Annotated in this window: 26 protein-coding genes, 1 pseudogene and 1 other annotated feature; of the genes and pseudogenes, 2 read left to right on the plus strand and 25 right to left on the minus strand. The window is 49.4% G+C overall.

The features are described from left to right. Window positions 1–128: 128 nt before the first annotated feature. From EXIG_RS10680 to EXIG_RS10730, 11 genes and pseudogenes are all read right to left on the minus strand, one after another. On the minus strand, window positions 129–647 hold the full coding sequence (locus EXIG_RS10680; RefSeq protein ID WP_012370959.1) for an adenine phosphoribosyltransferase: 519 nt from the start codon (window positions 645–647) through the stop codon (window positions 129–131). Beyond that, window positions 626–2,935, minus strand: coding sequence for a single-stranded-DNA-specific exonuclease RecJ (gene recJ, locus EXIG_RS10685; RefSeq protein WP_012370960.1), 2,310 nt, complete (start codon window positions 2,933–2,935; stop codon window positions 626–628). The genes EXIG_RS10680 and recJ overlap by 22 nt, the downstream gene beginning before the upstream one ends. Window positions 2,936–3,004: 69 nt before the next feature. Continuing rightward, a pseudogene (secD, locus tag EXIG_RS16080) lies at window positions 3,005–5,216 on the minus strand (protein translocase subunit SecD). Window positions 5,217–5,369: 153 nt separating this feature from the next. Next, window positions 5,370–5,660: a preprotein translocase subunit YajC gene (gene yajC, locus EXIG_RS10695; RefSeq protein WP_012370963.1), complete on the minus strand. Its 291-nt coding sequence runs from the start codon at window positions 5,658–5,660 to the stop codon at window positions 5,370–5,372. A gap of 71 nt (window positions 5,661–5,731) precedes the next feature. Continuing rightward, on the minus strand, window positions 5,732–6,877 hold the full coding sequence (tgt, locus tag EXIG_RS10700) for a tRNA guanosine(34) transglycosylase Tgt (protein WP_012370964.1): 1,146 nt from the start codon (window positions 6,875–6,877) through the stop codon (window positions 5,732–5,734). Further along, the gene (gene queA, locus EXIG_RS10705; protein WP_012370965.1) at window positions 6,874–7,917 is read right to left on the minus strand and encodes a tRNA preQ1(34) S-adenosylmethionine ribosyltransferase-isomerase QueA; all 1,044 of its coding nucleotides are present in this window, start codon (window positions 7,915–7,917) and stop codon (window positions 6,874–6,876) included. The genes tgt and queA overlap by 4 nt, the downstream gene beginning before the upstream one ends. A gap of 2 nt (window positions 7,918–7,919) precedes the next feature. Next, window positions 7,920–8,915 (minus strand): Holliday junction branch migration DNA helicase RuvB, encoded by a 996-nt coding sequence (gene ruvB, locus EXIG_RS10710; protein ID WP_012370966.1) that lies wholly within the window; start codon window positions 8,913–8,915, stop codon window positions 7,920–7,922. Between the two features lie 4 nt (window positions 8,916–8,919). Then, a complete protein-coding gene (gene ruvA / locus EXIG_RS10715) occupies window positions 8,920–9,513 on the minus strand; it encodes a Holliday junction branch migration protein RuvA (RefSeq protein WP_012370967.1) in 594 nt (197 codons plus the stop codon). Window positions 9,514–9,728: 215 nt separating this feature from the next. Continuing rightward, window positions 9,729–10,826 carry a quinolinate synthase NadA gene (gene nadA / locus EXIG_RS10720; protein WP_012370968.1) on the minus strand — a complete coding sequence of 366 codons (1,098 nt, stop codon included), beginning with the start codon at window positions 10,824–10,826 and terminating at the stop codon, window positions 9,729–9,731. Beyond that, window positions 10,816–11,658 carry a carboxylating nicotinate-nucleotide diphosphorylase gene (gene nadC, locus EXIG_RS10725; RefSeq protein ID WP_012370969.1) on the minus strand — a complete coding sequence of 281 codons (843 nt, stop codon included), beginning with the start codon at window positions 11,656–11,658 and terminating at the stop codon, window positions 10,816–10,818. The genes nadA and nadC overlap by 11 nt, the downstream gene beginning before the upstream one ends. Next, window positions 11,627–13,057, minus strand: a complete 1,431-nt coding sequence (locus tag EXIG_RS10730; RefSeq protein WP_012370970.1) for an L-aspartate oxidase — start codon at window positions 13,055–13,057, stop codon at window positions 11,627–11,629. Before EXIG_RS10730 ends, nadC begins: the two co-directional genes overlap by 32 nt. A 97-nt stretch (window positions 13,058–13,154) precedes the next feature. Between EXIG_RS10730 and EXIG_RS10735 the strand changes: the two genes are divergently transcribed. Both EXIG_RS10735 and EXIG_RS10740 read left to right on the plus strand, forming a co-directional pair. Next, window positions 13,155–14,246, plus strand: a complete 1,092-nt coding sequence (locus EXIG_RS10735; protein WP_012370971.1) for a cysteine desulfurase family protein — start codon at window positions 13,155–13,157, stop codon at window positions 14,244–14,246. A 20-nt stretch (window positions 14,247–14,266) separates the two neighbouring features. Continuing rightward, on the plus strand, window positions 14,267–14,809 hold the full coding sequence (locus EXIG_RS10740) for a transcription repressor NadR (RefSeq protein WP_012370972.1): 543 nt from the start codon (window positions 14,267–14,269) through the stop codon (window positions 14,807–14,809). An 80-nt stretch (window positions 14,810–14,889) separates the two neighbouring features. On the opposite strand, the gene EXIG_RS10745 is transcribed toward EXIG_RS10740, so the two are convergent. From EXIG_RS10745 to EXIG_RS10810, 14 genes are all read right to left on the minus strand, one after another. Continuing rightward, a complete protein-coding gene (locus EXIG_RS10745) occupies window positions 14,890–16,173 on the minus strand; it encodes a hemolysin family protein (protein ID WP_012370973.1) in 1,284 nt (427 codons plus the stop codon). 41 nt (window positions 16,174–16,214) lie between these two features. Then, window positions 16,215–17,510, minus strand: coding sequence for a GTPase ObgE (gene obgE, locus EXIG_RS10750; protein WP_012370974.1), 1,296 nt, complete (start codon window positions 17,508–17,510; stop codon window positions 16,215–16,217). 15 nt (window positions 17,511–17,525) lie between these two features. Next, a complete protein-coding gene (locus EXIG_RS10755; protein ID WP_012370975.1) occupies window positions 17,526–18,011 on the minus strand; it encodes a Spo0B domain-containing protein in 486 nt (161 codons plus the stop codon). A 69-nt stretch (window positions 18,012–18,080) separates the two neighbouring features. Further along, window positions 18,081–18,359 (minus strand): 50S ribosomal protein L27, encoded by a 279-nt coding sequence (rpmA, locus tag EXIG_RS10760; RefSeq protein WP_012370976.1) that lies wholly within the window; start codon window positions 18,357–18,359, stop codon window positions 18,081–18,083. A 14-nt stretch (window positions 18,360–18,373) separates the two neighbouring features. Continuing rightward, entirely contained in the window at window positions 18,374–18,712 is a 339-nt protein-coding gene (locus EXIG_RS10765; protein ID WP_012370977.1) for a ribosomal-processing cysteine protease Prp, read from the minus strand. Between the two features lie 3 nt (window positions 18,713–18,715). After that, complete coding sequence (gene rplU / locus EXIG_RS10770) at window positions 18,716–19,024, minus strand: 50S ribosomal protein L21 (RefSeq protein WP_012370978.1); 309 nt, start codon at window positions 19,022–19,024, stop codon at window positions 18,716–18,718. A gap of 15 nt (window positions 19,025–19,039) precedes the next feature. Next, window positions 19,040–19,109: a sequence feature (ribosomal protein L21 leader region), on the minus strand. Between the two features lie 78 nt (window positions 19,110–19,187). Then, window positions 19,188–20,525, minus strand: coding sequence for a ribonuclease E/G (locus EXIG_RS10775; protein WP_012370979.1), 1,338 nt, complete (start codon window positions 20,523–20,525; stop codon window positions 19,188–19,190). Between the two features lie 64 nt (window positions 20,526–20,589). Beyond that, on the minus strand, window positions 20,590–21,393 hold the full coding sequence (minD, locus tag EXIG_RS10780; RefSeq protein ID WP_041261996.1) for a septum site-determining protein MinD: 804 nt from the start codon (window positions 21,391–21,393) through the stop codon (window positions 20,590–20,592). 50 nt (window positions 21,394–21,443) lie between these two features. Further along, window positions 21,444–22,118 (minus strand): septum site-determining protein MinC, encoded by a 675-nt coding sequence (locus EXIG_RS10785; protein WP_012370981.1) that lies wholly within the window; start codon window positions 22,116–22,118, stop codon window positions 21,444–21,446. A gap of 3 nt (window positions 22,119–22,121) precedes the next feature. After that, complete coding sequence (gene mreD, locus EXIG_RS10790) at window positions 22,122–22,625, minus strand: rod shape-determining protein MreD (protein WP_012370982.1); 504 nt, start codon at window positions 22,623–22,625, stop codon at window positions 22,122–22,124. Further along, window positions 22,618–23,502 (minus strand): rod shape-determining protein MreC, encoded by an 885-nt coding sequence (mreC, locus tag EXIG_RS10795; RefSeq protein ID WP_012370983.1) that lies wholly within the window; start codon window positions 23,500–23,502, stop codon window positions 22,618–22,620. The genes mreD and mreC overlap by 8 nt, the downstream gene beginning before the upstream one ends. 14 nt (window positions 23,503–23,516) lie before the next feature. Further along, complete coding sequence (locus EXIG_RS10800) at window positions 23,517–24,551, minus strand: rod shape-determining protein (protein ID WP_012370984.1); 1,035 nt, start codon at window positions 24,549–24,551, stop codon at window positions 23,517–23,519. Between the two features lie 161 nt (window positions 24,552–24,712). Continuing rightward, window positions 24,713–25,345 (minus strand): RadC family protein, encoded by a 633-nt coding sequence (gene radC / locus EXIG_RS10805; RefSeq protein ID WP_200859019.1) that lies wholly within the window; start codon window positions 25,343–25,345, stop codon window positions 24,713–24,715. 47 nt (window positions 25,346–25,392) lie between these two features. Then, window positions 25,393–25,971: a Maf family protein gene (locus tag EXIG_RS10810; RefSeq protein ID WP_041261683.1), complete on the minus strand. Its 579-nt coding sequence runs from the start codon at window positions 25,969–25,971 to the stop codon at window positions 25,393–25,395. Window positions 25,972–26,018: the final 47 nt, after the last annotated feature.

The raw sequence follows: 26,018 nt of genomic DNA on the forward strand, positions 1-26,018 counted from the left end.
ACCCAGTCCCCGGGATTGATTACGCTGAATCCCTAATATATATCCTCTATTATCGTGAAATTTTGATAATATGTCAAAATAAAAAGAAATACCCCCCCGACCACTGCCGAGAAGGTATTGCTTATTCATTAATCTGCGTAACGAATCAAGGATAAAATATCGTATCCTTCTAATTTTTCACGTCCGCCTAAACCGTCAAGTTCAATCAGGAATCCGATTCCGGCAACCGTTCCACCGAGTTGCTCAATCATTTTGATTGTCGCTTCGATCGTGCCGCCTGTTGCCAGTAGGTCATCGAGAATGACGACGCGTTGTCCTGGTTGGATTGCATCGTGGTGCATCGTCAAGACATCTTTCCCGTACTCAAGACCATACTCGACACGGACTGTCTCACGCGGTAATTTTCCTTCTTTACGAACTGGAACAAATCCGATTTCCATCGCGTATGCTGCTGGGCATCCGACAACGAATCCGCGTGCTTCCGGTCCGGCGATGACGTCCGCGCCTTGCTTACGGGCATAGTCGATCAATGCATCGACTGACTGCTTATAAGCAGGACCGTTCTGCATCAGGGATGTGATATCTTTGAAACTGATTCCTTCTTTCGGCCAGTTTTCGACCTCTTTTATATGCTGTTTGAACTCCATGTCATTTCCTCCTGCTTCGCCGCTTCTACCAAAGTATCAAAACGCTCTTTCAACTGAGCGAGTGACGAATAAATGTATTGTTGCTCAAGACGTTGACGTTCCTCATGACGCTTGTACGTCGTTGCTTCCGTCAAGTCCCGTTTTTCAGCATTCGGGTTTACACCCGGCAGCCCGTCCTCCATTGTAACAAGAAAATCAAGTTCCGAAAACACTGAATGCATAAAGTTAATCGAACGTTTCGACCATTTTCGCGATTTCGACAAACGAACAAGCCCGATTCGGAGCTCGTCACGGGGACATTTCGCAAAGTAATTGAAATAATGTTTAAACTCTTCCCGTGACGGAATCGTCTCGAAATAGTACCCTTCATCCTTAAACGCACAGTAAATCCGTTCGGCATCTTTTAAATACGGCAAGAAAGCTGCTTCTTCTTCGGGCAAATCCAAAAAGACAACATTTGCCTTCGCCTCTCCGTTCAGCGGACGCTCGGCATATTTGGATTGTGTTTCTTCCGAAAATGCAACAAATGTCGTCGTGTCGTGCGGAAGTTCAAATAAATCCGTTAATGGTTTTTTCCCACCGCGGTAATCGAACAATTGATAATCCACGACGGCCAGATCCTGAATCATCAGTTGCGGTTTACGGAAACCGTTCCATTCGTTGATGTTCAGACTCCCCATCAATGAAACTTCAGCGAGCGATGATACTTCGTCAACGGCATCTCCAAACCCGAATCCGATACCATCGAGTTCCGTTTTCCCGTCCGTCACAAGAACCTTCAAGTGCGTTAAATCACGCCCGATTCGTTTCAAGTCCCGAATGTTGGCGCCTTCGACGACGACACGTGGCGACGGATTTCCCATACCAAACGGAGACAACCGTCCCATTTCTTCAATCAAGCCAATCGAGACATCCGAGACACGTAAACGTAAATCAATCTCCGTCGTGGCGATAAACGCTTCGTCCGGCAGACTTGCCGCTTGGGCATTCAACCGTTCTCGTAACACCGGGACGTTTTCTGATGACAATGTCATCCCGGCAGCCGCCGGATGTCCTCCGAAGTGCGGTAAGATGTCAGCCGTCTGATTCAACTCGGCAAAGAGGTCAAAGGCTGCAATCGAACGTCCTGATCCTTTAGCCGTCCCTTTTTCTGCATCGTGACACAACAGAATGACCGGACGATGGTACTTTTCAACGAGCCGGGATGCGACGATTCCGACGACACCGGGATTCCATTGATCGGAATCAACGACTAAAACACGATCGGATAGATAATGTTGCTCCACGAGTGCCGTCGCTTCTTCGGCAATTTTTTTGACGATATCCTGCCGTTGTTTGTTTTGCTGATCGAGTTGCTCGGCGAGCGGTTCCGCTTCTTCCATCGTTTCCGCAAGCAGCATCTCAAGCGCTGGCATCGCCGAGTCAAGACGTCCGGCCGCATTGATCCGGGGTCCAAAGGCAAATCCGACCGATTCTTCCGTCAATTCGTCTTCGACGAGACTGCAGACTTTCCGTAACGCCAGGATGCCAGGCCGTTCACTGGCATTCAATGCTTCAATTCCTTTTGCTGCAAGCAAACGGTTTTCGCCGATAAGCGGGACTAAATCGGCAATCGTTCCGAGTACAGCCAAATCAAGCAATTCTTCCGGTACACGCCCAAGCAGCGCGTGAGCGACCTTAAAGGCTACACCGGCTCCGGCGAGCTTCGAATACGGATAGTTGGAATCGACACCCGGATGAATCATAGCAAAAGCGTCCGGCAGGACATCTTTTGCTTCATGGTGATCGGTAATGATTAAATCGACGCCGAGTTCTTTTAAAACAGCCGCTTCCTCGATGCCGGAAATCCCGCAGTCGACCGTGATGACGAGACCGAATCCTTCTTCTGCTGCCCAGCGGAACGCCGCCTCGTTCGGTCCATAACCTTCCGTAAAACGATTCGGGATATAACATTCCGCCATCGCACCGACTTCAATCAACGCATGCCATAAAATCGCAGCGGAACTGACACCGTCAACATCGTAATCGCCGTAAATCAAAATCATTTCACCTTCATCTGCCGCCTGCTGAATTCGGGTGATCACTTTGGTCATATCCTGGAACAAAAAAGGATCATGAAATGCCGTTTGATCCGTTTCCAAAAATGCCTTGGCTTGATCGGCGGTATCAAATCCCCGCTGAACAAGCAAGTGCGCAACTTGCCGGGATACGTTCACCTGGTCGGCTAACTCGTCTATTTTAAGCGAATCGACGTCTTTGTCGATCCATGTTTTCTTTGAATGATACATCCAATCCCTCCAATCAACTCCATCATTATAGAACAAAACCCGCGTTAGCGATAGCTAACACGGGTCAGGTTATGAGGCTTGTTTAGATGATTTGAGCGTCCGGCCTTTCATGACGAGCCACAATTGGGCTGCGATGAAAATTGAAGAATACATCCCCATGATCAGACCCACCAATAAGGCAAGGCTGAATCCACGAATCGCTTCACTGCCGAAGATATAGAGCGCCGCTGCCGTCATGATGACTGTGACGACAGTATTGATTGAACGAATGATTGTCTGTTGAATCGATTCGTTGACAATATGCGACAATTCGCTGAACGTCACTTGTCGGCCGCCTTTTTCAGCATGGGCGAGATTTTCCCGAACCCTGTCGAACGTAACAATCGTATCATTGACCGAATACCCGATGATGGTCAAGATCGCTGCGATGAAGTACAGATTGACTTCAATCTGGAACAGCGAGAAGAAGGCGATGATCATCAAGGCGTCATGGAGCAACGCAAGAACAGTCGCAATCCCGTATAACGGTTGGAAACGGAACGAGACGTAGATGACGATCCCAAGCGACGCCAGTAAAACGGCATAAATTGCATTACGGGCAATCTCCTGACCGACCTGGGCAGATACAGTCGAAATGCTTGGTTCTTTCTTGTATTTCGCTTCAATCGCTTGTTTCATTTTCGAGATTTGTTGCTGATCGAATTCTCCGACGAACGTCACGTTCGCGAGCTTGCCGCCTTGCGCAAATTGAACACCGTTAATTTCCGCTGCGTCAATTCCGGCATCTTCGATAACGGAACGAACCTCTGATTCCTTAATCGTGTTCGTTGAAGAAATTTCAACCCGTGTTCCTTCTGTAAAGTCAATTCCGAGGTTCAGGCCGCGGAGTGTGAGCAACAAAACAGAAATGACGACAAGGGCAATCGTGATGATAAAGTAAATGTTCCGGTGTTTTACATAATCAAATTTCGTAGGATTAAAGTTCACGAATTTCACTCTCCTTTACGCCAAACCAGGTTTTCTTCTTATCAAACCATCGGCTGCTGACGAGAAGTTGCATCAGGTAACGTGAGATGAAAACATTCGTGACGAACGTGACGGCAATCGAGACCATCAGCATGATCGCGAATCCTTTGACGGTACTCGTTCCGAAGTAATACAACACGCCTGCAGAAATCAACGTCGTCAAGTTGGCATCAAGAATCGTACCAAATGAGCGGCGGTTACCGGCTTTGAAAGCAGACAAGACAGATTTCCCGCTTCGGAGTTCATCTTTGATCCGTTCTGCCGTGATGATGTTGGCATCTACCGCCATCCCGACTCCAAGGACAAGGGCCGCGATTCCCGGTAAGGTCAGGACGGCGTTAATTCCGTTAAAGAAGATCATGACGAGATAGATGTAGAACAACAAGGTAATGATCGATACGAAACCGGATACCCGGTAAAACAGCAACATGAACAAGAAGACGGCTGCGACACCGATCATCGACGCAAACAAAGTCTGGTCGAGGGCATCTTGACCAAATGCGGCCGAGACAGACGTCGAGTAGATTTCATCCAGCTTAACCGGTAGTGCTCCGGCGTTTAAGATGGAGGATAGTTGCTTCCCGTATTCTGCTGTAATGTCACCACCGGAGATGATGGCTTTATCCGAGTTGATCGGCTGTTGGACCGATGCATCGGAGACAATTTTAGAGTTTTCTTTTTGAATCTCTTTTTCGTACGTATCGCCTTTCTCATAGTCGAGCCAAATGACAAGACGATTGGCGGGCGGTTGCATTTTTGATACTTGTTGTGTCACTTCATAAAATTTTTCTTTCGACTTCATTGTCAGTTCGACGAGCGGTGCATTTGTTTGCGGATCGTATCCGACTTTTGCGCCTTTAGCCTTTAAGTCTGAACCATCAAGTAACACTTTGTCGTTGATGTCCCGGAATGACAATTCGGCTGTCGAGGATAGAATCTGACGGGCTTCACTCTGATTTTTGACACCGGCTAGTTGAACACGAATCCGGTTGTCTCCTTCGATCCGAATATCCGGCTCTGAGACACCGAGTACGTTGACCCGATTTTCGATTGCCGTCAGTGTCGCGCTCATCGCATTGGCATCGATGACGTCGCCTTTTTTCAACGGTTGTACTTCATACAACACTTCAAATCCGCCTTTTAAATCAAGACCGAGTTTTGTGTCTTTTAAGAGCCAATTCGATGTCGTGCCAATCAAAACGAGCAGCGCGGCAACGATGATGAAGAACGTGGCCAGTTTTCCCTTCTTAATCATGCTACATTGTCCTTTCTCTCAATCCCAGTATATTTTCAGACAACTTTCTTATCCTATCCTAGCTTACATAAGAATTAGTAATCTTAGCAATCGTTTTTCTCATATAAAAACAGAAAAGACGCTTCCGAATTCGGAAAGCGTCTTTTTCTAGCCTTATTCGACGATTTCGTCGTCCATGACAGTCGTAGTTTTTTTCGTAACTTCTGCGACCGCACTACGGTTGAACGTCAATTGAGCGTTACCCGATTTCAATGTGACTGTCGTCTCATCTACTTTTTGTACGACCCCATGAAGGCCACCGATCGTTACGATCGAGTCACCGCGTGATAACTGGGTTTGCATCTCACGCACTTGCTTCTGGCGTTTGTTCTGTGGACGAATCAACAAGAAATAAAACACCACGAAGATCAAGATCATCGGGAGGAATGTCAATAATTGTTGCATCTGAGTCAGCTCCTTTTCATTCAAATCACGTTCATTATACCGTAAAAAGAATAGAATTGTCAGACCATTTATCAGAAATTCTTCGCGTTCGGTAAATTATAACCGTATTCTTCGAAGAATTCGTCTTTGAAATCAAGCAGACGATCTTCGCGAATCGCTTGACGGACGCCTTCCATCAACTTGACGAGGAAGTGAAGATTATGTGTCGAACAAAGGTGAAGACCAAATGTTTCCTGTGCCCGGATTAAGTGATGGATATAAGCACGCGAGTAATTCTTACAGGCGTAGCAATCACACTTTTCGTCGAGCGGACGGAAATCACGCGCGTATTTGGCATTCCGGACGACGAGACGTCCGCTTGATGTCATCAACGTACCATTGCGGGCAATCCGGGTCGGCAAGACACAGTCAAACATGTCAATCCCGCGGATGGCTCCTTCGATCAAGGCATCCGGCGAACCGACGCCCATCAAATAACGCGGCTTGTCTTCCGGCATGAGTGGTGTCGTGAAATCAAGGGCACGATACATGACGTCTTTCGGCTCTCCGACCGACAGACCGCCGACTGCATAACCCGGGAAATCAAGCGATGCGAGATCGCGTGCGCTTTGGCGGCGCAAATCTTCATACTCTCCGCCTTGAATAATCCCGAACAAGGCTTGATCCTGCGGCCGTTCATGAGCTTCAAGGCAACGTTCCGCCCAGCGGCTTGTCCGCTCGACTGAAGCTTTCATGTATTCGTGAGAAGCCGGGAATGGCGGACACTCATCAAAGGCCATCATGATATCCGAACCAAGGGCATTCTGGATTTCCATCGCTTTTTCCGGTGACAGGAATAGTTTGTCTCCGTTCAAGTGGTTGCGGAAGTTGACACCCTCTTCCGTGATGTTGCGCAAATCAGCGAGTGAAAAGACTTGGAATCCGCCCGAATCGGTTAAAATCGCACCGTCCCAGTTCATGAATTTATGGAGACCGCCGGCTTCCTTGATGACATCATGTCCCGGACGGACCCACAAATGATACGTATTTGACAAAATGATGTTCGCGTTCATGTTTTTGATCTGTTCCGGCGCCATTGTCTTGACCGTCGCTTGTGTCCCGACCGGCATGAAAACAGGAGTCTCGAAGCTGCCGTGCGGCGTATGGACGATTCCTAACCGCGCACCAGATTGTTTACAAGTCTTGATATGTTCGTACGTTACTGCATGTTTTGTCATCGGTTTAATTCCTCTCTCGTTAAGAACATTGCGTCTCCGAAACTAAAGAATCGGTAGTTTTGCGCAACAGCTTCTTCATAGGCATGTAATATGTGTTCGCGGGTCGATAAAGCGGATACGAGCATGATCAACGTCGACTTCGGCAAGTGGAAGTTCGTAATCAATCCGTCGATTCCTTTAATTTCCTGACCAGGATAGATGAAAATATCCGTCCAACCGGAAGCTTCAACAAAATCCCCATGATCGCGGATGACGGTCTCAAGCGTTCGTGTCGAAGTCGTTCCGACAGCAATGATCCGTCCGCCGTTTTTGCGGGTCTCGCGTAAAATCTTTGCGGAAGACTCCGGTAACTCGTAGTATTCACTATGCATTTTGTGGCTGTCGACGTCATCAACAGAGACCGGACGGAATGTCCCGAGTCCGACGTGCAACGTCAACGGCGCAAGCTGAACCCCTTTATCCGTCAGGGCCTGCAACAGTTCCGGCGTAAAGTGAAGACCGGCTGTCGGAGCTGCCGCACTTCCCCGTTCCCGGGCGTAAACGGTCTGGTAACGATCCTGATCTTCAAGCTGCTCGTGGATATAAGGCGGCAACGGCATCGTCCCGAGTTGATCGAGTACTTCATAAAAAATCCCTGTATACGAGAACTTCAGGATCCGTCCGCCGTCGTCGAGTGCTTCGACACATTCCGCGCGGAGCAATCCGTCACCAAAGGACAGGACGGTTCCCGGTTTGACGCGTTTCGCCGGTTTCGCGAGTGTCTCCCAGACGTCATCGCTTGTCTGTTTGAGTAACAACAGTTCGATTTTGCCGCCGGTCTCTTCCTTGACACCAAATAGGCGTGCCGGCAAGACCTTTGTATCATTGATGACAAGAGTATCCCCCGCATTAAAATACGAGACGATATCATGAAATTTTTCATGCCGAAGGGCGCCGGTTTCCCGGTTGACGACCATCAGCTTCGAACTTGTCCGATCGAGCAAAGGCACTTGCGCAATCTGCTCTTCCGGTAAATGAAAATCAAATAAATTTACATCCATCTTTAGTTTCCTTCTTTCAATCCTAAATGTCGCCGCGCAAACGGCGTCAAAACACGACCTCGTGGTGTACGTTGTAAAAATCCTTGCTGCAGCAAGTATGGTTCATAGACATCTTCAATCGTCTGGGCATCTTCACCGATCGTCGCAGCAATCGTTTCAAGGCCGACCGGTCCGCCGGCAAAACGTTCGGCAAGCGAACGTAACAGACGGTGATCGACGTCATCCAGCCCGAGTGCATCCACATGCAGACGATCAAGGGCGCCCGTCGCAAGTGTCGCATCGATTGCCGTTTGGTGTGCGACTTGTGCAAAATCACGGACACGCCGCAACAGACGGTTGGCGACACGGGGTGTTCCCCGGGAACGGAGCGCAATCGCTTCCGCTGCCATCCGGTCCGCTTCAAAACCAAACAAGCGGGACGTCCGTGTAACAATCGCCGCCAATTCCGGCATCGTATAGTACTCGAGTTTCAGCGTCACTCCAAACCGGTCACGAAGCGGAGCCGATAACATACCGGCCCGCGTCGTTGCTCCGACGAGGGTAAACGGCGGTAAATCAATCCGCACACTGCGGGCGAGTTCGCCTTGACCGATGACGATATCGAGGCAATAGTCTTCCATCGCCGGATAAAGAATTTCCTCAATCGACCGGCTTAACCGGTGAATCTCATCGATGAACAAGACATCTCCCGGTTCGAGCGAAGATAAAATAGCAGCCAAATCGCCCGGACGTTCAATCGCCGGTCCGGCTGTCGTCTTGATACCGACCCCCATCTCATTGGCAATGATTGTCGCAAGCGTCGTCTTACCAAGACCGGGAGGACCGTATAAAAGTACGTGGTCCAGTGTTTCCTGACGGATTTTTGCCGCTTGGATAAAGACACTTAAGTTGCCTTTTGCCTTCTCTTGACCAATATATTGATCAAGTGTCTGAGGACGCAAACTCCACTCTTCCTGATCTTCCGCATGTGCGGATTCTGACAAAATCCGTTCTTCCACGTTCTCACCTCACATTCAATAACAACTGCAACGCCCGCTTCACATATTGATCCGTCGACAACACTTCACCTTGAAGTGCTTTTTTGACTTTTTCGACTTCCCGTTCACTGTATCCGAGTGCCGTCAACGCTTCACATGCTTCATTTAATTCCGCATTTCCTTGGGCAAATAATCCTTCGCTCGGAATATAATCCGGTGCGAGCTCTGCCAACTTCCCTTTTAAATCAAGGGTCATCTGCTTCGCAGTCTTTTTGCCGACACCGGGGAACTTGATCAAATAACTTTCCTTTTCCTGCTCAATCGCTTCAACAAGCGCATCGACGTCTCCGGACGCCACAATGGCGAGTGATCCTTTAGGACCGATTCCCGTTACGCCAAGCAATTTTGTGAACAGCGCCCGTTCCCGTCTTGAACGGAATCCGAACAAAACTTCCTGGTCTTCTCTGACATAATGATACGTATATACGATAACCTGTTCGTCTCCGGTCCGATAAAAAAACGGGTTCGGTGCTACGATTTTGTAGCCAATCCCCCCGACCTCGATCGTCACGAATTCCGCACAGACATAAGCGACTTCGCCGCGTACGAATTCTATCACTTTAGAACGCTCCCATCCATTAACAAACTCTCGTGTTATTGTAGCATATAACGAGGAGGCTCTTCAAAACGTAATTCTTTAAACGGAAGACGGTCACGATGGAAATTCATCTCTTCTAAACTACTAAAAAAACGAACCAGAAAAACGGAATGCGACATTCCTTTCTCTGGTTCGTAGTGCGTAAATGGTTCAGATTGACTTTTCTTTTCGGACGATCAAGAACGTTCAAGCATCCGTTCGAGTGCAAGTACCGCATATCGCGTTGTTTCCGGATCAACGGTAATGATATTGACCGGCTGACCGGCTTCGATTTGTTCGAGCGACCAGGCGAGGTGTCGTAAATCAATCCGGTTCATCGTCAGACAGGGACACATGAAGGGATTCAAGGAGACGATATCGAGTTGCGGATAATCGTTCGCCAGTCGTTGGACTAAGTTCATCTCTGTACCGATCGCCCATTTCGTCCCCGGTTCCGCCCGTTTGATTTGATCGATGATATAGGCTGTCGAACCGTTCAGGTCCGACGCTGCCACGACCTCAAAGGAACACTCCGGATGAACAAGAATTTTCCGCTCGGGGTCCGCTTGACGGAACTGTTCAATTTGTCCGACCGTAAACTTCTCGTGGACGGAACAATGTCCTTTCCACAGGACGACCCGGATGTCCTCATCCGCTCCGTCGAATATCAGCCGATCCGCAATCGGATCCCAGACTGCCATCTGTTCCAGGGGAATCCCCAAAGCATGTGCCGTATTTCGCCCGAGATGTTGGTCAGGCAGGAAAAAAAGAATCTCGCGTTCCCCGAGTGCCCATTCGACCATCGGAACGGCATTCGAGGACGTGACCGTCGCTCCACCGTGCCGTCCGACAAACGCTTTGATTTCAGCCGTTGAATTGACATAGGTCAGCGGGAGAATCGATCGGCCCAACCGGTTCGTCAATATCTCATATGCCCGTTCCGTCTGAAATCCATTTGCCATATCAGCCATTGAACAACCGGCCCGCATGTCCGGTAAGACGACTGTATGTGTTTGATCCGTCAGCATATCTGCCGTCTCTGCCATGAAATGAACGCCGCAAAAAACAGTATATTCTGCGTCTGTCATCTGTTTCGCCAGTTGGGCGAGCTGGAGTGAATCTCCGGTCGCATCGGCGAACTGAACGACCTCATCTTTCTGATAATGATGTGCCGGTAAAAATAACCGTGAGCCCATCCGTTCTTTGATACCTTTAATGATTGTCACTAATTGTGCATCCGTTTTTTCTGAGTACGTTTTTGGAATCCCCTGCTCTGTAAATAAATCAAGACTCATCTTTTTTTCCTCCCGCAATTTTCATACTGATGTCTAACGCCGGTGCCGAATGGGTCAATGCTCCGAGTGAGATGTAATCTGCCCCGCACTCACTATAGGCTGGCAACGTATCCAGCGTGATCCCGCCGGACAATTCAACGGTGATTGATTTCGGAATCCATGACCGGAACCGCTTAATTTCTTCCGGTGTCCGGTTGTCGAGCATGATAATGTCGACCCCTGCTGCAACTGCTTCCTTGACCTCTTCACCGGTCTCGACTTCGACTTCAATCGGTGTCGTATGACCGACTTGCGCCTTCGCCCGCCGGACAGCTGCTGTAATCGAACCGGCGACGGTGATGTGATTATCTTTGATCATGACGGCGTCATCGAGTCGACCGCGGTGATTAAATCCGCCTCCGACTCGAACCGCATGTTTCTCAAGCATCCGGAGTCCCGGTGTTGTTTTACGGGTATCCGCAATCCGGACGTTCCCGGCGACCAGACGGACAGCCTGATGCGTCAATGTCGCGATTCCGGACGTCCGCTGAATCAGATTCAATGCGACCCGCTCTCCCGTTAAAATCGCTTGTAACCGCCCGGTCCACTTCGCAACGACTTGTCCCTGGACTATCGGTTCTCCGTCCCGGACAAGTGTTTCGTGTTCGACTCCGAGCAGTCGGGCTAGTTCGACCAATACCGCTTCGCCGCAAAAAATACCGTCCTCTTTCGCCATGAAGTGACCGGTTCCTATTTCATCGCCGGTCAAACACACCTCACTCGTCACATCCTGATGCCCGATGTCCTCCACCAAAAAATCCTCAAGCTGTCGTCGTAGATACCATCTGTTCATGTTGTCGGTCTCCTTTTAATCGTTGAATTGCACCTTCAAGCAACAGCTTTGCCGTCATCAGATGCAGGCGCCTCAGTTCAGCGTCCCGTCCTGTTGCCCGTTCCTCCGGTTGGTTTTTGAAGGTTTCCAAGGTTTGTTTAAGTACGGTTTCATCAAGATGGACGGCCAGCGCTTCTGTCCATGATGGGTCAAGTGCCACCTTCTCTTCATCTTCTTTGAACTGATTTTCAGGCAATGGCAGACGGGGCGGCAACTGGAGTCGTAACGCCAGTTCCTTGCCCATCACAAAACATTCGAGAAGTGAGTTCGAGGCTAATCGATTTTTTCCGTGCAATCCTGTTGAAGCGACCTCTCCGACTGCATACAGTCCCGGAACAGTTGTCCGTCCGAGACGATCCGTTTTAATCCCGCCCATTAAAAAGTGCACACCGGTCGTCACTTCGACGATATCAGGTGATATGTTCAATATTTCACATTTTTCAACAAATGTTGGAAAGTGTGTTTGCAGATGTTCGACAGGCGTCGTATTGAGATAGACCGCTTCCCGTTCTCGTACCGTCGTGATTCTCATCGCCACTTCATCCCGGGCCGCCAAGTCGCCTTGCGGATGATCCGCCATCACGCGCCGACCGTCTGCCGTCATTAAAAAAGCACCGGCGCCCCGTAAAGCTTCCGTAATCAAGCCGTGACTGACGCCGTCATGCAACAGAATGGTCGGGTGATGTTGGATATAACCTAAATCCGATAGACCGGCGCCAACTTGAGCAGCGAGTGCCAGACCGTCACCGGTCAAGCTCGGTTCGTTCGTCGAGGCTGTAAACAATCCGCCGATGCCGCCTGTCGCCAGGATGACAGCCCGGGCTGAAAAGACGACCGGCTTTTGACCCCGATATCCCCGTGCTCCGACGACCTGTTGTCTGTTCGTCAACAATTCTGTAATGACGGTATCCTCGATGACGGGATGAACGAGTTGCTGAAGCAGTTGCGTCATGATACGTTCGCCCGTCCGGTCTCCTCCACTGTGAAAAATACGTGGTCTCGAGTGTGCCCCTTCCTGACCTAAAGCGTATGCTCCTGTCACCTGTCGATCAAACCTAACACCAAACGCTTCGAGTTCCGGAATCACCTGCTTTCCGGTTGCGGTGATAAAAGAAATCATCGTTTCATCGGTCCGCCCTTTTGCCGCCTGTTTCGTATCCGCTTGATGGCTGACATGGTCGGCTTCGAGATACGCTGACGCAATTCCGCCTTGCGCCCGCATCGAATTTGTTTCTGTCCTTGTTCCTTTTGAGACAAGAATGACATTCAGATCAGCCGGAAGATGCAGGGCAACCGAGACGGCGGCTAGTCCTGTCCCGATGATTAAAACATCCACTTCTTCTGTTTTATGTAAAGACATATGAAAAACACCTCTGTACATTCATATTTACTGTTGACTTGACAATAAGTTTGGCATATTTTTAGCTGAGTGACAAGATGAAAGGATACGATAATTGATGATTTATTTAGACCATGCGGCAACGACACCTATGCACCCGGATGCCATCGAACAGTATCGGGACACGGCAGAACGGTTCTACGGCAACAGTTCTTCGCTCCATGACACGGGAGAAGACGCCCTTCAACTGCTGGAACAGGCACGGAATAAATTAATGCAATGGCTCGGTGTAACGGAAGGAACGATTATATTTACGGGCAGCGGGTCTGAAGCTAATTACATCGCTTTAAACCATCTTCTCCGTCAAACCAATAAGACAACTGTCTTGACACTTAAATCGGAACACGATTCCGTTTTACTTCCTTTGCAACGGTGGGCAGTCCATTGGCAGGCACTCGATTTAAAGACGACCGGTGAATTCGACTGGGACTTATTCGAACAAGCGTGTACGGAAGAGGTCGGTGTCGTCTCTATCCAGCAGGTAAACTCAGAAACAGGATTCATCTTTCCGATTGCCGCGATTGCCGCCTTTTGCCGAAAAAAAGGTATTCTGTTCCACTGTGACGGGATTCAAGGCTTTTTGAAGAACCCGGTTGATTTGACCGACGTCGAAGCTTATACGATCAGCAGTCATAAAGTGTATGGACCGAAAGGACTCGGTGCCGTCTATTTGCGTCATCCCCTGTTCAGTCCCTATTATGAGGCGCACCACGAATTCGGAATCCGGCCGGGAACCGTCGATGTCCCGGGAATTGCTGCTTTCATGATGGCATGTCACCGTTATCTTCAGGAAAATCAACAGATCCAGGCATCGAGCAAAAGATTTCGTGGTATGCTAAAAAAAAGACTTCCAGCTGCTTATTATCAAATCATTGAGTCCCCTCAGCAACTTCATTCGATTTGTGCCATTCATACGAAACAACGGGATGGTCAATTCGTCCTCCTCGCCCTGAACCGTGCCGGAATTGCCGTATCGGCGGGAAGCGCTTGTCGTGCAGGTGAAAATGGCCCCAACTCGACTTTACGGGCGATTGGTTTTGATGAGTCGGCGGCTCATGGATTGATTCGACTCAGTTTCGGTCGGATGACAACAGCCGAGGAAGTAGAGCGATGTATCGATGTTCTATGTTCTCTGGAGGAATCAGATTAATTGGAAAGGCAGGAATAATCATGGGAATAAGACAGTCCGGAGAAGAACGCCGGCAAGAGTTGTTAGAAATCATTCAACAAAGCGAACAACCCGTCACAGGAACGAAGTTGGCGAAGCAGGCAGGTGTCAGCCGCCAGGTCATCGTGCAGGATTTATCATTGCTAAAAGCAAAAGGACATCCTGTCGTTGCGACTGCCCGGGGATATCTATTAAATCATCCGGAGCTTGACGAATCCCGCCATATGAGAAAAGTCGTTTGCCGGCACGGTAGTGATCAATTAAAAGCAGAGTGTGACGCCGTCGTCGATGAAGGTGTCATCATCCGTGATGTCATCGTCGAACATCCCGTCTACGGCTTTTTAACAGGAGAATTGATGCTGAAAAGCCGCCGCGATGTCCGGGCGTTGATCGAACAACTGGAAGAAACGCAGGCGACCCCTTTATCCACTTTGACGGATGGTGTCCACATTCATACGCTGGAAGCGGATAACGAAGAAGCGTTAAATGCCGCAATCGATGCGCTCGACCGTTTGGGTATTCTTGTTTCAGAACTCGATGTTTAATCACGAGGATGCCTTTTAAATACATCCTTTCATAACAAAAAGGCCCCTTCCTAATCGGAACGGGCCTTTTGTTATACAGATCAGACGTTTAAATCGTCCGTTCCTTCTGATGGTTCATGTTGTGAGAATACGGCTGAAACGGTTCGGACCCGACGGTTTTCGACGTGCAGGACAGTCAAGGTCAACGGTCCATACACCATCTGAGTCCCCACTTCCGGAATATGACCGACATCTTCCATGATCCAGCCTCCAAGCGACTGCGCTTCCGTTTCCGGCATCGCCAAGTCAAATTGATGACAAAAATCTTCGATGTCGTATTCCGCCAGACATTCATACCGGTTCGGACTCACCTGTTTCGTGTACTCGAGTGATTCATCATGTTCATCCCAAATCTCTCCGACCAGTTCCTCGAGAATATCCTCCAGTGTAATCAAACCGGCTGTTCCTCCGAATTCATCGAGTACAACAGCCATATGTGACTGTTTGACTTTTAATTCCGGCAGCAAATCAATGATATGGGTTTGCGGAACGACAAACGAAACCGGACGGATCAATTCGCGAATCTCGACACGTCCATGCTTGACGAATTCTCGTAAAAAGTCACGTTCTGATAAAACTCCGATGATGTGATCAATCGAATCCTTATAGACCGGCAAGCGCGAGAATCCGTCTTTTTGCACTTCACGTAAAATTTCATCAAAACCGGCATCAATGTCGATTGCCTGAATATTCGTTCGCGGTGTCAGTGCTTCTTCGACCGTGACATTCTTAAAGTCAACCGCTCGATGCACGATTTCCGCTCCCGCTTCGTCCATGACACCTTCTTCTTCACTGATGTCGACTAAAGCCCGTAGTTCCTGTTCGGTGACAAGCGGTCCTTTCGGATCGGCCCCGATCAGCAACAACGCAACCTGTCGCAATTTCAGAAACAGGAAGATGGCCGGTTTGAAGAGACTCAGACAGACATGCAGCGGACCACTGATCCAAAATACATACGTTTCCGCATGTTCCCGGGCATAGGACTTAGGAATGAGCTCCCCAAATAACAAAATGAACAGAAACGTCAGGAAAACAATACTGATTTGTACCAATAGATCCGTCGATACCGTCATCGCCAACCAGCCGCCAATCATCGCGACACCGAGGTTAGACAAGGTATTTCCGATTAAGATGGCGGTCAGTGTCTCCTCATACCGTTGCAACAGACGAAGAGCTTGAGTCGCACGACGGCTCCCCTCCTCCGACTGATGCAAAATCCGTAACCGGTTTGCACTCGACAAGGCGGTTTCAGACGAGGAGAAAAAGGCCGAGATGACAAGCAGGACGAAAAACCAGATGAACTGAATCGCGGGAAGTGGGTCCACGATGCTCTCACACTCCATTTCTCAAATGAACTTGTTGTATTTTAGAACGAAGACTCGATGAATTCGAATTCGAAGTCGCGGATTCGAACGACGTCGCCGTCAATCGCACCCATCTTACGAAGTTCTTCATCGACACCCATTTGACGCAACGTCCGGGCAAAGCGTTTGATGGATTCTTCACGCATGAAGTTTGTCATCGTAAACAGCTTCTCGATCCGTGGTCCTTTGATGACGAAGCAATCATCTTCATCTTTCGAAACCGTAAATCCGGCTTCCGGTGCTTCATATCCGTAAACGACACGCGGTGTCGCTGTTTTTTCTTCGAGTTCTTCGAGACCGAATTCCGGCGTCGCATCAACAAGGTCGGCGATACGGAACAAGAGATCGCGTAATCCTTGGCGTGTTGCAGCTGAGATGGCAAACACTTCAAGATCCGGGAACGCTTCTTTGAATGCTTCGAGATTCGCTTCCGCATCCGGCATATCCATTTTATTTGCGACAACGACTTGTGGTCGTTCTGTCAGACGAAGGTTGTAGTCCGCAAGCTCCTTGTTGATGATATTGTAATCGTCAATCGGATCGCGTCCTTCCATACCACTCATATCGATGACGTGCACGATGACTTTCGTCCGCTCGACGTGACGGAGGAACTGGTGACCAAGACCTACACCTTCGCTTGCCCCTTCAATCAGACCCGGTAAATCGGCCATGACGAAGCTGCGGCTGTCTTCCGTTTCAACGACACCAATGTTCGGCGTAATCGTCGTAAAGTGATACGCCCCGATTTTCGGACGGGCTGCTGAGACGATCGACAGCATCGTTGATTTCCCGACACTTGGGAAGCCGACAAGTCCGACATCTGCGAGCATTTTCAATTCGAGTTTCAAGTATTTCTCTTCACCGGGTTCACCATTCTCTGCATGTTCCGGAGCCGGGTTCGCTGGTGTTGCGAAACGTGAGTTACCACGTCCGCCGCGTCCGCCTTTTGCCACGATGGCTTGTTGTCCGTGATGAACAAGGTCAGCGATGACTGCATCCGTATCATCGTCATACACGACGGTGCCGGGTGGGACTTTAACGACAAGGTGCTCGGCTTTACGTCCGTGCATGCCTTTCGACATCCCGTTTTCACCCTGAACGGCCTTAAAATGACGTTTGTAACGGAAATCCATCAACGTCCGAAGTCCTTCATCCACTTCGAGAACGACGTGAGCACCATGCCCACCGTCTCCTCCGGCTGGTCCGCCGTCTGGAACATATTTCTCGCGACGGAACGCTACCTGCCCGCGTCCTCCATCTCCTGCTTTTACATAAATATTTACCTGATCGACAAACATGTCAGATCCCTCCTATTACTTTTCTTCCTCGACAGGAAGACTTTCGATTTCAATCACACACTCATGTTCTGTCTGTGACTCGATCTCCATCGGCGTCACTAGATCTTTAAGGCGCGACATATCTAGTAGATCCCGATAGATCTCGATGGTCACGCCCTCATGGAAGGTCACGGATACTTCTCCATTCCCCACTTCTATCATGTCAAACGCAGCTTCAAGAATAGACGCCAAGCGTGAATCCTCGATCTGCTTTGGTATTTCGATTACATCATATTCGACAGTTAGGCCTGTCCAATCTGCTCGTTGCAGTGCGAGTGCCGTTTTCGGTAGTCCAATCAGGGAAAGTCGTCCTTCTCGCGACGCTTGTTCCCGATACATTGAACAAATCGATTCAACAGCCGCCTCGTCACCCATCGCGCTATATGAACGAACAAGTTGTAACCGATTCAACCATTCGTGACGAAGTGACTTCAAAAGATCCAGTACCTGTTCATCCTTCATCAGTCGTTCCCTCCTAAAAAAAACAGACCCTAACCCCTGAAAGTGGCTAGAGTCTGCTTCATCGATCACTTATGCTGGGTAAACGCTGACTTGTTTTTTGTCGCGTCCGAGACGTTCGAAACGAACGACACCAGTTGCAGTTGCGAAAAGTGTATCATCGCCACCACGTCCGACGTTCATACCTGGGTGAATCTTCGTACCGCGTTGGCGGTAGAGGATTGAACCAGCAGAAACAGTTTGACCGTCTGCACGTTTCGCCCCAAGGCGTTTCGATTGCGAGTCACGACCGTTCTTTGTCGAACCTACCCCTTTTTTCGATGCGAAGAACTGAAGATTAAGTTTCAACATGTGGAATCCACCTCCTATATTTGTTCAAGTTGGATAAACTCACCGTAACTGTCGGCGATGGTTCCAAGCTGGACCAACATCGCTTCCAGTAACAATTGGGTGCGTTCACTGACATCCGGTGCTAAGTCAGCATACGGTTCTACGTAAAAGTAGCCACCTTCTTGTTGTTCTGCCATTTCAAGGAGCAGGACCTGCCCGAGCAGTGATTCGATGGCATTATATGCCCCGAAGATCACACTTGATGTGCCGGCACAGACTAAATCTAAACCAGGCTCAGCGAACTCGGCATGTCCTGTCACTTCGATGGAACGGATCAAATCCGCTTCATCTCGTCGAATCTTGACACGTATCATGGCTTACGCTTCGATTTTCTCGATGCGGACCTTCGTGTAAGGTTGACGGTGACCTTGCTTACGACGGTAGTTCTTTTTAGCTTTCATTTTGAAGACTGTGATCTTTTTCGCGCGAGCGTGTTTGATGACCGTTGCTACGACCTTCGCACCTTCTACGAGTGGAGCGCCGACTTTAACATCGTCACCACCAAGGATCAAGACTTCGCCGAATTCTACTGTGCTGTCGACGTCTGCGTTTAATTTCTCAACGTAGATCTCTTGGCCAGCTTCGACTTTAACTTGTTTACCACCAGTTTTAATAATTGCGTACATTACGTGCACCTCCTCTTAGGAACTCAGACTCGCCATCACGGGCAGCGGATGCTTTAAAACCCGGTCTGTGCGGTTGTAGTCATTTGGGTGCTTTCCAAACGAACTAACGTTATTCAGAATACCAAACGATGCTGACTGTTGTCAATAACGTTCTCCTTTATTCTTATTGTCTTTTGACGAAATCGTCACAATCGGCTTTCGTGCCGGTAAACAGAATCCCCGGTTCGCCTTCTACCAGAAGCAATTCGAGAGGACTTTCGGCAAGAAGCAACGGACTGAGCAAAGCGAGCGGAGCACGCACGACCGCCGCCTCCGCATGAGTTGCCAGTTCCATCAGCCGCGGTTCGAGTTGCCGGTGGATGGCAATCCTAGACGGCTGACCGTGATCCCGGGACCGTTCGAATAAGGACTTTCCGTGCCGCTGACGCGTCAATTCACATAATCCCATCTTCGTAAAACCGTATACTTCAATCTGTTTTGACTCATGTGCGGCCCGTTCCTTCAACAGTTGCGTCACCCGTGTCTGCCCTTTACTGGAACCCCTTAAAAAATCGACGGCAATCATGCCGCTAATATTCCGCAAACGGAGTTGCCGCATGATTTCAACAGCAGCTGCTTCATTGATTTGATCAAATGTCCGCTTTTGTTCTTTGACGGAAACCGTTTTCCCGCTGTTGACATCAATCACGGTCATCGTCTCGACTTCTTCAATCAACAGGTAAGCACCACCATCAAGCCAAACGACCCGGTCCAGTGCCTTCTCAATCGCCCGGTCGACCTGTTCCATGACCGGCAGGCGCCCTTTGATGACCGGACGCTCGACTTGCAACCCCATCTGCTCGAGCCGCTCTTTCTCCGCTCTGGTCGTGACAAGCGCTTCGGCGACATGACTTAACCGTTTCGCTTCCTGAATGATCAACGGCTCATCCTGTTCCAGCGTCGCCTGCTGTAGCATGTGTTGATGACGCGCACGCAATTGCTTTAATTCCGTCATCAACACTCCGACCTCGGCTTGTGCCGCTTCTGTCCGGTATAAAATCCCTTCTTCTTCCGCTACCGGAATCACTTTCGCCAGCTGCTGCTGGACGACGAGATCCAGTTTGCGGCTGAAGCGTACACGGCGTCCATACGGGAAATAGACGAGAAACCGTCCGCCGTAGGTGATGTTTTGTGTGACTTTATGCTGTTTCGGCGCAGCCCCTTCTTTCACCACCTGTACGAGTAAGGTTTGACCGACCTGAACGGCTTGGCCGATTGTCGGAACTTCCGGATAACGGCGTAACGTCTCGAGCGTCTCATTGATCGGTAAATAAAGCGGCGTCCCATCCGTCGCAATCAAAAATGCCGCTTCCAGTGTCGGATGCAACCGATCGACTTTGGCATGCAGCAACGTACCGACCCGAATCTCATCCCGCATCCGTTCATGGTACTCGACGACCCGTCCTCCTTCGACCAATGCCACCCGTTCCAGGGACGGAGTCTGTTCACTAATCCATTTCATCTTCATTCCTCCATGAAAAATAGACTAGAAGCATCAAAACCCTTCTAGTCTATTTTTCCCCATCTTATTTCATGCCAAGCATTTTTTTAAGTTTCACGAAAAATCCTTTTTGCGGCTGTTCCATGATGTCGAGCAACGGAACAGACTCTCCGAGAATCCGGCGGGTGATGTTCCGGTAGCCGAGACCAGCCCGGTTATCCGGATTCATCGTCACAGGTACACCACGATGTGAAGCCGCGATGACTTCTTCATCATCGACGATCAGACCAAGCAGATCAATCGACAGAATACGCATGATTTCGTCGATATCGAGCATATCTCCAGACGCCATCATATGCGAACGGACACGGTTGACGACGAGCTTCGGTACGATTTGACGTTCCGAGCGCTCCAGCATTCCGATGATCCGGTCTGCATCCTGAACCGCTGCTTTTTCCGGTGTCGTGACGATGACCGCTTCATCTGCACCGGCAATCGCATTCATGAATCCTTGTTCGATTCCTGCCGGGCAGTCAATCAAAACAAAGTCATACTCGAGTTTCAACGAATCAATGATGCCTTTTACCTGTTCCGGTGTAACGGATGATTTATCCTTGGACTGGGCAGCAGGTAACAGATACATTTCTTCAAAACGTTTGTCACGGACGAGGGCTTGATGCAGTTTGCACTGTCCGGTCACGACGTCAACGATATTATAGATACTCCGGTTGTCGAGGCCAAGAACGATATCTAGATTCCGAAGACCGATATCTGTATCAACGAGACAAACCGAATGCCCCATCAGCGCAAGTGCCGTCCCGATGTTAGCCGTTGTCGTCGTCTTACCAACGCCACCTTTACCAGATGTGACGACGATGGCACGTCCCACATGCGTTTTCGCATCTTTATGTACCTGTTCTTTCACTTGTTCCATATCTGTCACCCTCTTTCACTATCAATCGCAAATTGATCCATCCGCGCAAGCGGAACGGTTTGAAGACGAGAAAATTCTACTCCTGTTTCCCCGACAAACGCACAGCCCATGTCCAGTGCCTGAATCGGCGCATCGTCCGGATCTTCATAAACAAAATCAGAAATTGAAATCCATTTCGGTTGTAAGACACTGGCAGCAATGACAGCCTGATGATTCCCGCCTTTTCCTGCATGAACCGTCCCCCGTAACGCACCGAGGCAATAAATACTGCCGGTTGCGTGAACGACGGCTCCCGGATTGATGTCGCCAATGACGACAATCGATCCTTCAACGTCTACGACATGCCCGCTGCGGGCCGTGCCGCCGAAGTAATGAAATGTTCGTTCCCCGTACAGGGCTTTTGCTTCATCCTTCGTCAGACACTCGCTGTCGTACCCATTAAATGAAAATGAATCATGACGCGCGACGATGGACTCGACGGCCGTCACAACGCCTTCGTCGACATAACGGCGACCAAAGAAGAAGGTAATCGGAACGGCGCGTCCGTTCTCGACGGATTTGTCGGCAAGCGTCAATTCTAAATCGTCAAGAAATTCATCCACACTGCACCTTTCATTTACATAGACGGCGAGGCCACCACGATGACCTTTCATCGTTACATAACGCTTACGCTCAATCATGACTCATCCTCTTTTCTCATCAAATGTGGATTGCACCAGTCGTGTCATCGGATAATACAGCACGATGATCCCAATTAACTGCGCAATGAGACTCCTTGGAATGATTTGTGTCGCGAGTTCCTTGAAGGGAACACCGACCCCTACGACCGAAGCCGTGAAGAAATAAATATCCAGTTCAAACAAAATAGCGCTGAACGTAAAGGTGACGATAATCGTTAATACGTTCTCCTTTACATATTTTAGCACGAAGCTACTAAAAAGCGGAATGGCAGATAGCGCAAATAAATAAATTCCGATGATATCCGAGTAGACAAAATCATATAACAGACCAAACAGCAGTCCAAAACCAAGCGCCTGTTCGATTTTTCCGTAACGCCCCAAAAACATCAACGCAATCAGCGTGACATGAATGACGTAAGGAGAGCCGTCTCCGAGCGGACCTGCGAACAGTGTTCCTTCCAAGATAAAAAGAAGGAACACGGCGAAAAACAACTTGATGTTATTCACGAGTGTCCCCTCCCTTGTCGGTCTCAGCGAAAGGTTCCTTCGCTTCGCGCTGGATCACGAAAACGTGACCAAACTGTTCGAAGTCTGCTGCCGGTTTGACGTATGCGATTTTCGAAGCACCGTATTGATCCGATTTCACTTGTTCGATCTTACCGACGACGATACCGCTCGGATACTTGCCACCGAGTCCGGATGTCGTAACAATTTGACCTTTTTTCAGTTTGGCGTCGTTCGGAATCTTCGTGAATTTCAAAAGATTCGTCTCTTCGTCAAAGCCTTCGATCGTTCCGAAGACCCCTTTTCCTTTTGTATCGTCAGCGACAGCTGAGACATTGTTCGTCCGGCTTGTATCCGATAATAACTGAACGAGTGAAGTGTAGGCACTTGTCTGAATGACACGACCGACCAATCCATCTGCCGTCACGACGGCCATGTTGGCTTTCACCCCTTGTTCTTTACCGATGTTGACCGTAACGAAGCGTTGCCACTCGGATGACGTCCGACCGATCATTTCTGCCGGTAATAACGTATAATCACGAATCGATCCCTTTAACTTCAACATGTCCTTTAATTCATTGTTCTCACGTTCCAGGTCGCGGACTTTAACGGAATTTCCGGCATAGTCGCCCAGTCGTGATTTTAAATACTCATTTTCCTTATACACATCGCGCACTTCTTTAACCGAAGTGACCGTATCATCAATCCAGCCAATCGGTGTCGCAAAAAGACGTTGGCCAACCCCGACCGTATCGCGGACAAAGCTTTGATACCAGTGGGTTTGGTTACGTCCTTGAAGCGAGATTCCGATTAAAATCACCAAAAGGAGAAAACTAAGGAGTGTGATGAGCAGTTTTCGATTATTTAAAAATCGCTTCATCGCTCATCCCGTCCTTATCTTTTTTGTGAGATGCCTGATTTCGAACGCAACACATTCATCATCTCCAGTGATTTACCTGTACCGATTGCAACACAGTCGAGCGCATTTTCCGCAACGAGTGTCAGGATGCGTGTTTCATCTTCAATCACAGCATCCAAGTTTTTCAGAAGAGCGCCGCCGCCTGTCAGGACGATTCCGCGGTCCATGACGTCTGCTGATAATTCCGGCGGAGTCTGTTCGAGCGTATGCTTGACACCGGCTAAAATCGCATCGACTGTATCAGACAACGCGTCACAAATTTCTGCACTTGTGACTTCGATTTGTTTCGGAAGTCCCGTTACGAGATCACGTCCACGAATTTCCATCGTCTCGTTTTCCGATTCTTCATCAATCCGCGCATAACCGATCGTCATTTTCAACGTTTCAGCCGTCCGCTCACCAATCATCAAGTTGTATTTCGATTTGATGTAACGAATGATTGACTCGTCCATCTCATCTCCACCGACACGAATCGATTGGCTTGTAACGATACCACCGAGTGAAATGACAGCAACTTCCGTCGTTCCGCCACCGATATCGACGACCATGGATCCCGTCGGTTCAGAAACCGGAAGACCTGCTCCGATTGCTGCCGCAAACGGTTCTTCAATCGTATAAGCTTCGCGTGCACCAGCGAGTTTGGCTGCATCTTCAACCGCACGTTTTTCAACGGATGTGATGCCGCTTGGTACACAGATCATGACGTTAGTCTTAGACGAGAATAAGCCTTTTTTCTTCGTTGCTTGATCCATGAAGTATTTGATCATCGTAGCCGTTGTTTCATAATCGGCGATAACCCCATCTTTCATCGGGCGTCGTGCCGTCACGTTTCCCGGTGTCCGTCCAATCATGTTTTTCGCTGCATTACCTACTGCTTCAATCTTTCCTGTATCGGTACGGAATGCGACGACAGAAGGTTCGCGCACGACGATGCCTTGCCCCTTCACATAAACGAGCGTATTTGCCGTACCTAAGTCAATGCCGATTTCACGGCTAAATGATCCAAACATTATTCAAAAAACCCCTCTCTGAGAATACACTTCACTAATTATAACGGAAAAGCCTTCCTTGGAAAGCGTTAAAACGTTACAGCTTGTTTACAGTTCAATGGTTATTACAAAAGTAAAAACGCCTGAGGTCAGGAAGCACAGTTCCCCCTCAGACGTTATTCTTACATAAATCCCCGCTGTTTCATACTAATAAATTGTCCATGTCCGATGACGAGGTGATCGATGCAACTGATTCCGATCAATCTGCCCGCTTCAACCATTCGTTCCGAGACCTCGATATCTTCCCGGCTCGGTGTCGGGTCACCGGACGGATGATTATGGACGGCGATGAAGCTTGCCGCCGAACAACGGATGGCTTCCCGAAATATGTCGCGCGGGTGAACAATCGATGTATTGAGTCCGCCGATGAACAGTGTTTTCTTCGAGATCACTTCGTTTTTCGTGTTCAGATACAGGCAGATGAAGTGTTCCTGTTGGTACAACCGCATCTCCTCCATCAGCAATTCCGCGGCATCATCCGGTGAGCGGACGACCGGACGGACCCATTTCGGTTCCGTGACGAGCCGACGGCCGAGTTCCAGTCCCGCCATGATTTGGAGCGCCTTTGCTTTTCCGACGCCCGGTGCCTTCTCCAGTCCGCCGACACCTGCCGCTTCCAGTTCGATCAGCGATGGATAGATCTCGAGTAAATCTTCGGCGATTTCAAGCGGACACCGGTTCCGTGTTCCGCTGCGGACGAGACACGCTAATAATTCCACTGTCGTCGCCTGTGCCAACCCTTTTAATTGAATCATATCCTTTGGCCATTCAATCACTTCATCCGACCTTTCTGTACAAGGAATTACGCGAACATCGGCTCGATTCCAAATGCCTCAAGACGGCGGCTGATCGGATTGATGGGCAGACCAACGACATTGTAATAGTCGCCGTCAATCGCTTCGACAAACAGACCGCCTTTCCCCTGAATCCCGTATCCGCCCGCCTTGTCATACGGCTCGTCTGTCGCGGCATAGGACAACATCCAGCTTTCCGGAATCTCGCAGAACCGGACCGTCGTCGTGACCGTAAACGTCTCCTCCCGTTCATCCTGTAAAAGGGTCACGCCGGTCACGACTTCATGTGTCCGTCCGGATAACAGCCGGAACATTTCGAGGGCAGCCGGTTGATCTGCCGGTTTTTCAAGAATCTGCTGATCCAGGGCGACAACGGTATCTGCTGCCAGGACGATTTCACCGGGCTTTGCCACAGCCCGGGCTTTTTTCCGTGATAAATACATCACGTACTCGTCAGCCGTCATCGGGTATGGGGCTTCCTCCAACACATCGGCCGGCCGTATCGTATGGGGCACACCAATCTGCCGTAACAGTTCAGTCCGTCTCGGAGATGCTGAAGCCAGAATCAATGGGTGTTGCGTTATCATCAGTATCACGCTCTTTTCCTTCTTTTTCGACCAGTCTTACTGGAATC

The sequence above is a fragment of the Exiguobacterium artemiae 255-15 genome, from assembly GCF_000019905.1.
GTDB lineage: Bacteria > Bacillota > Bacilli > Exiguobacteriales > Exiguobacteriaceae > Exiguobacterium_A > Exiguobacterium_A artemiae.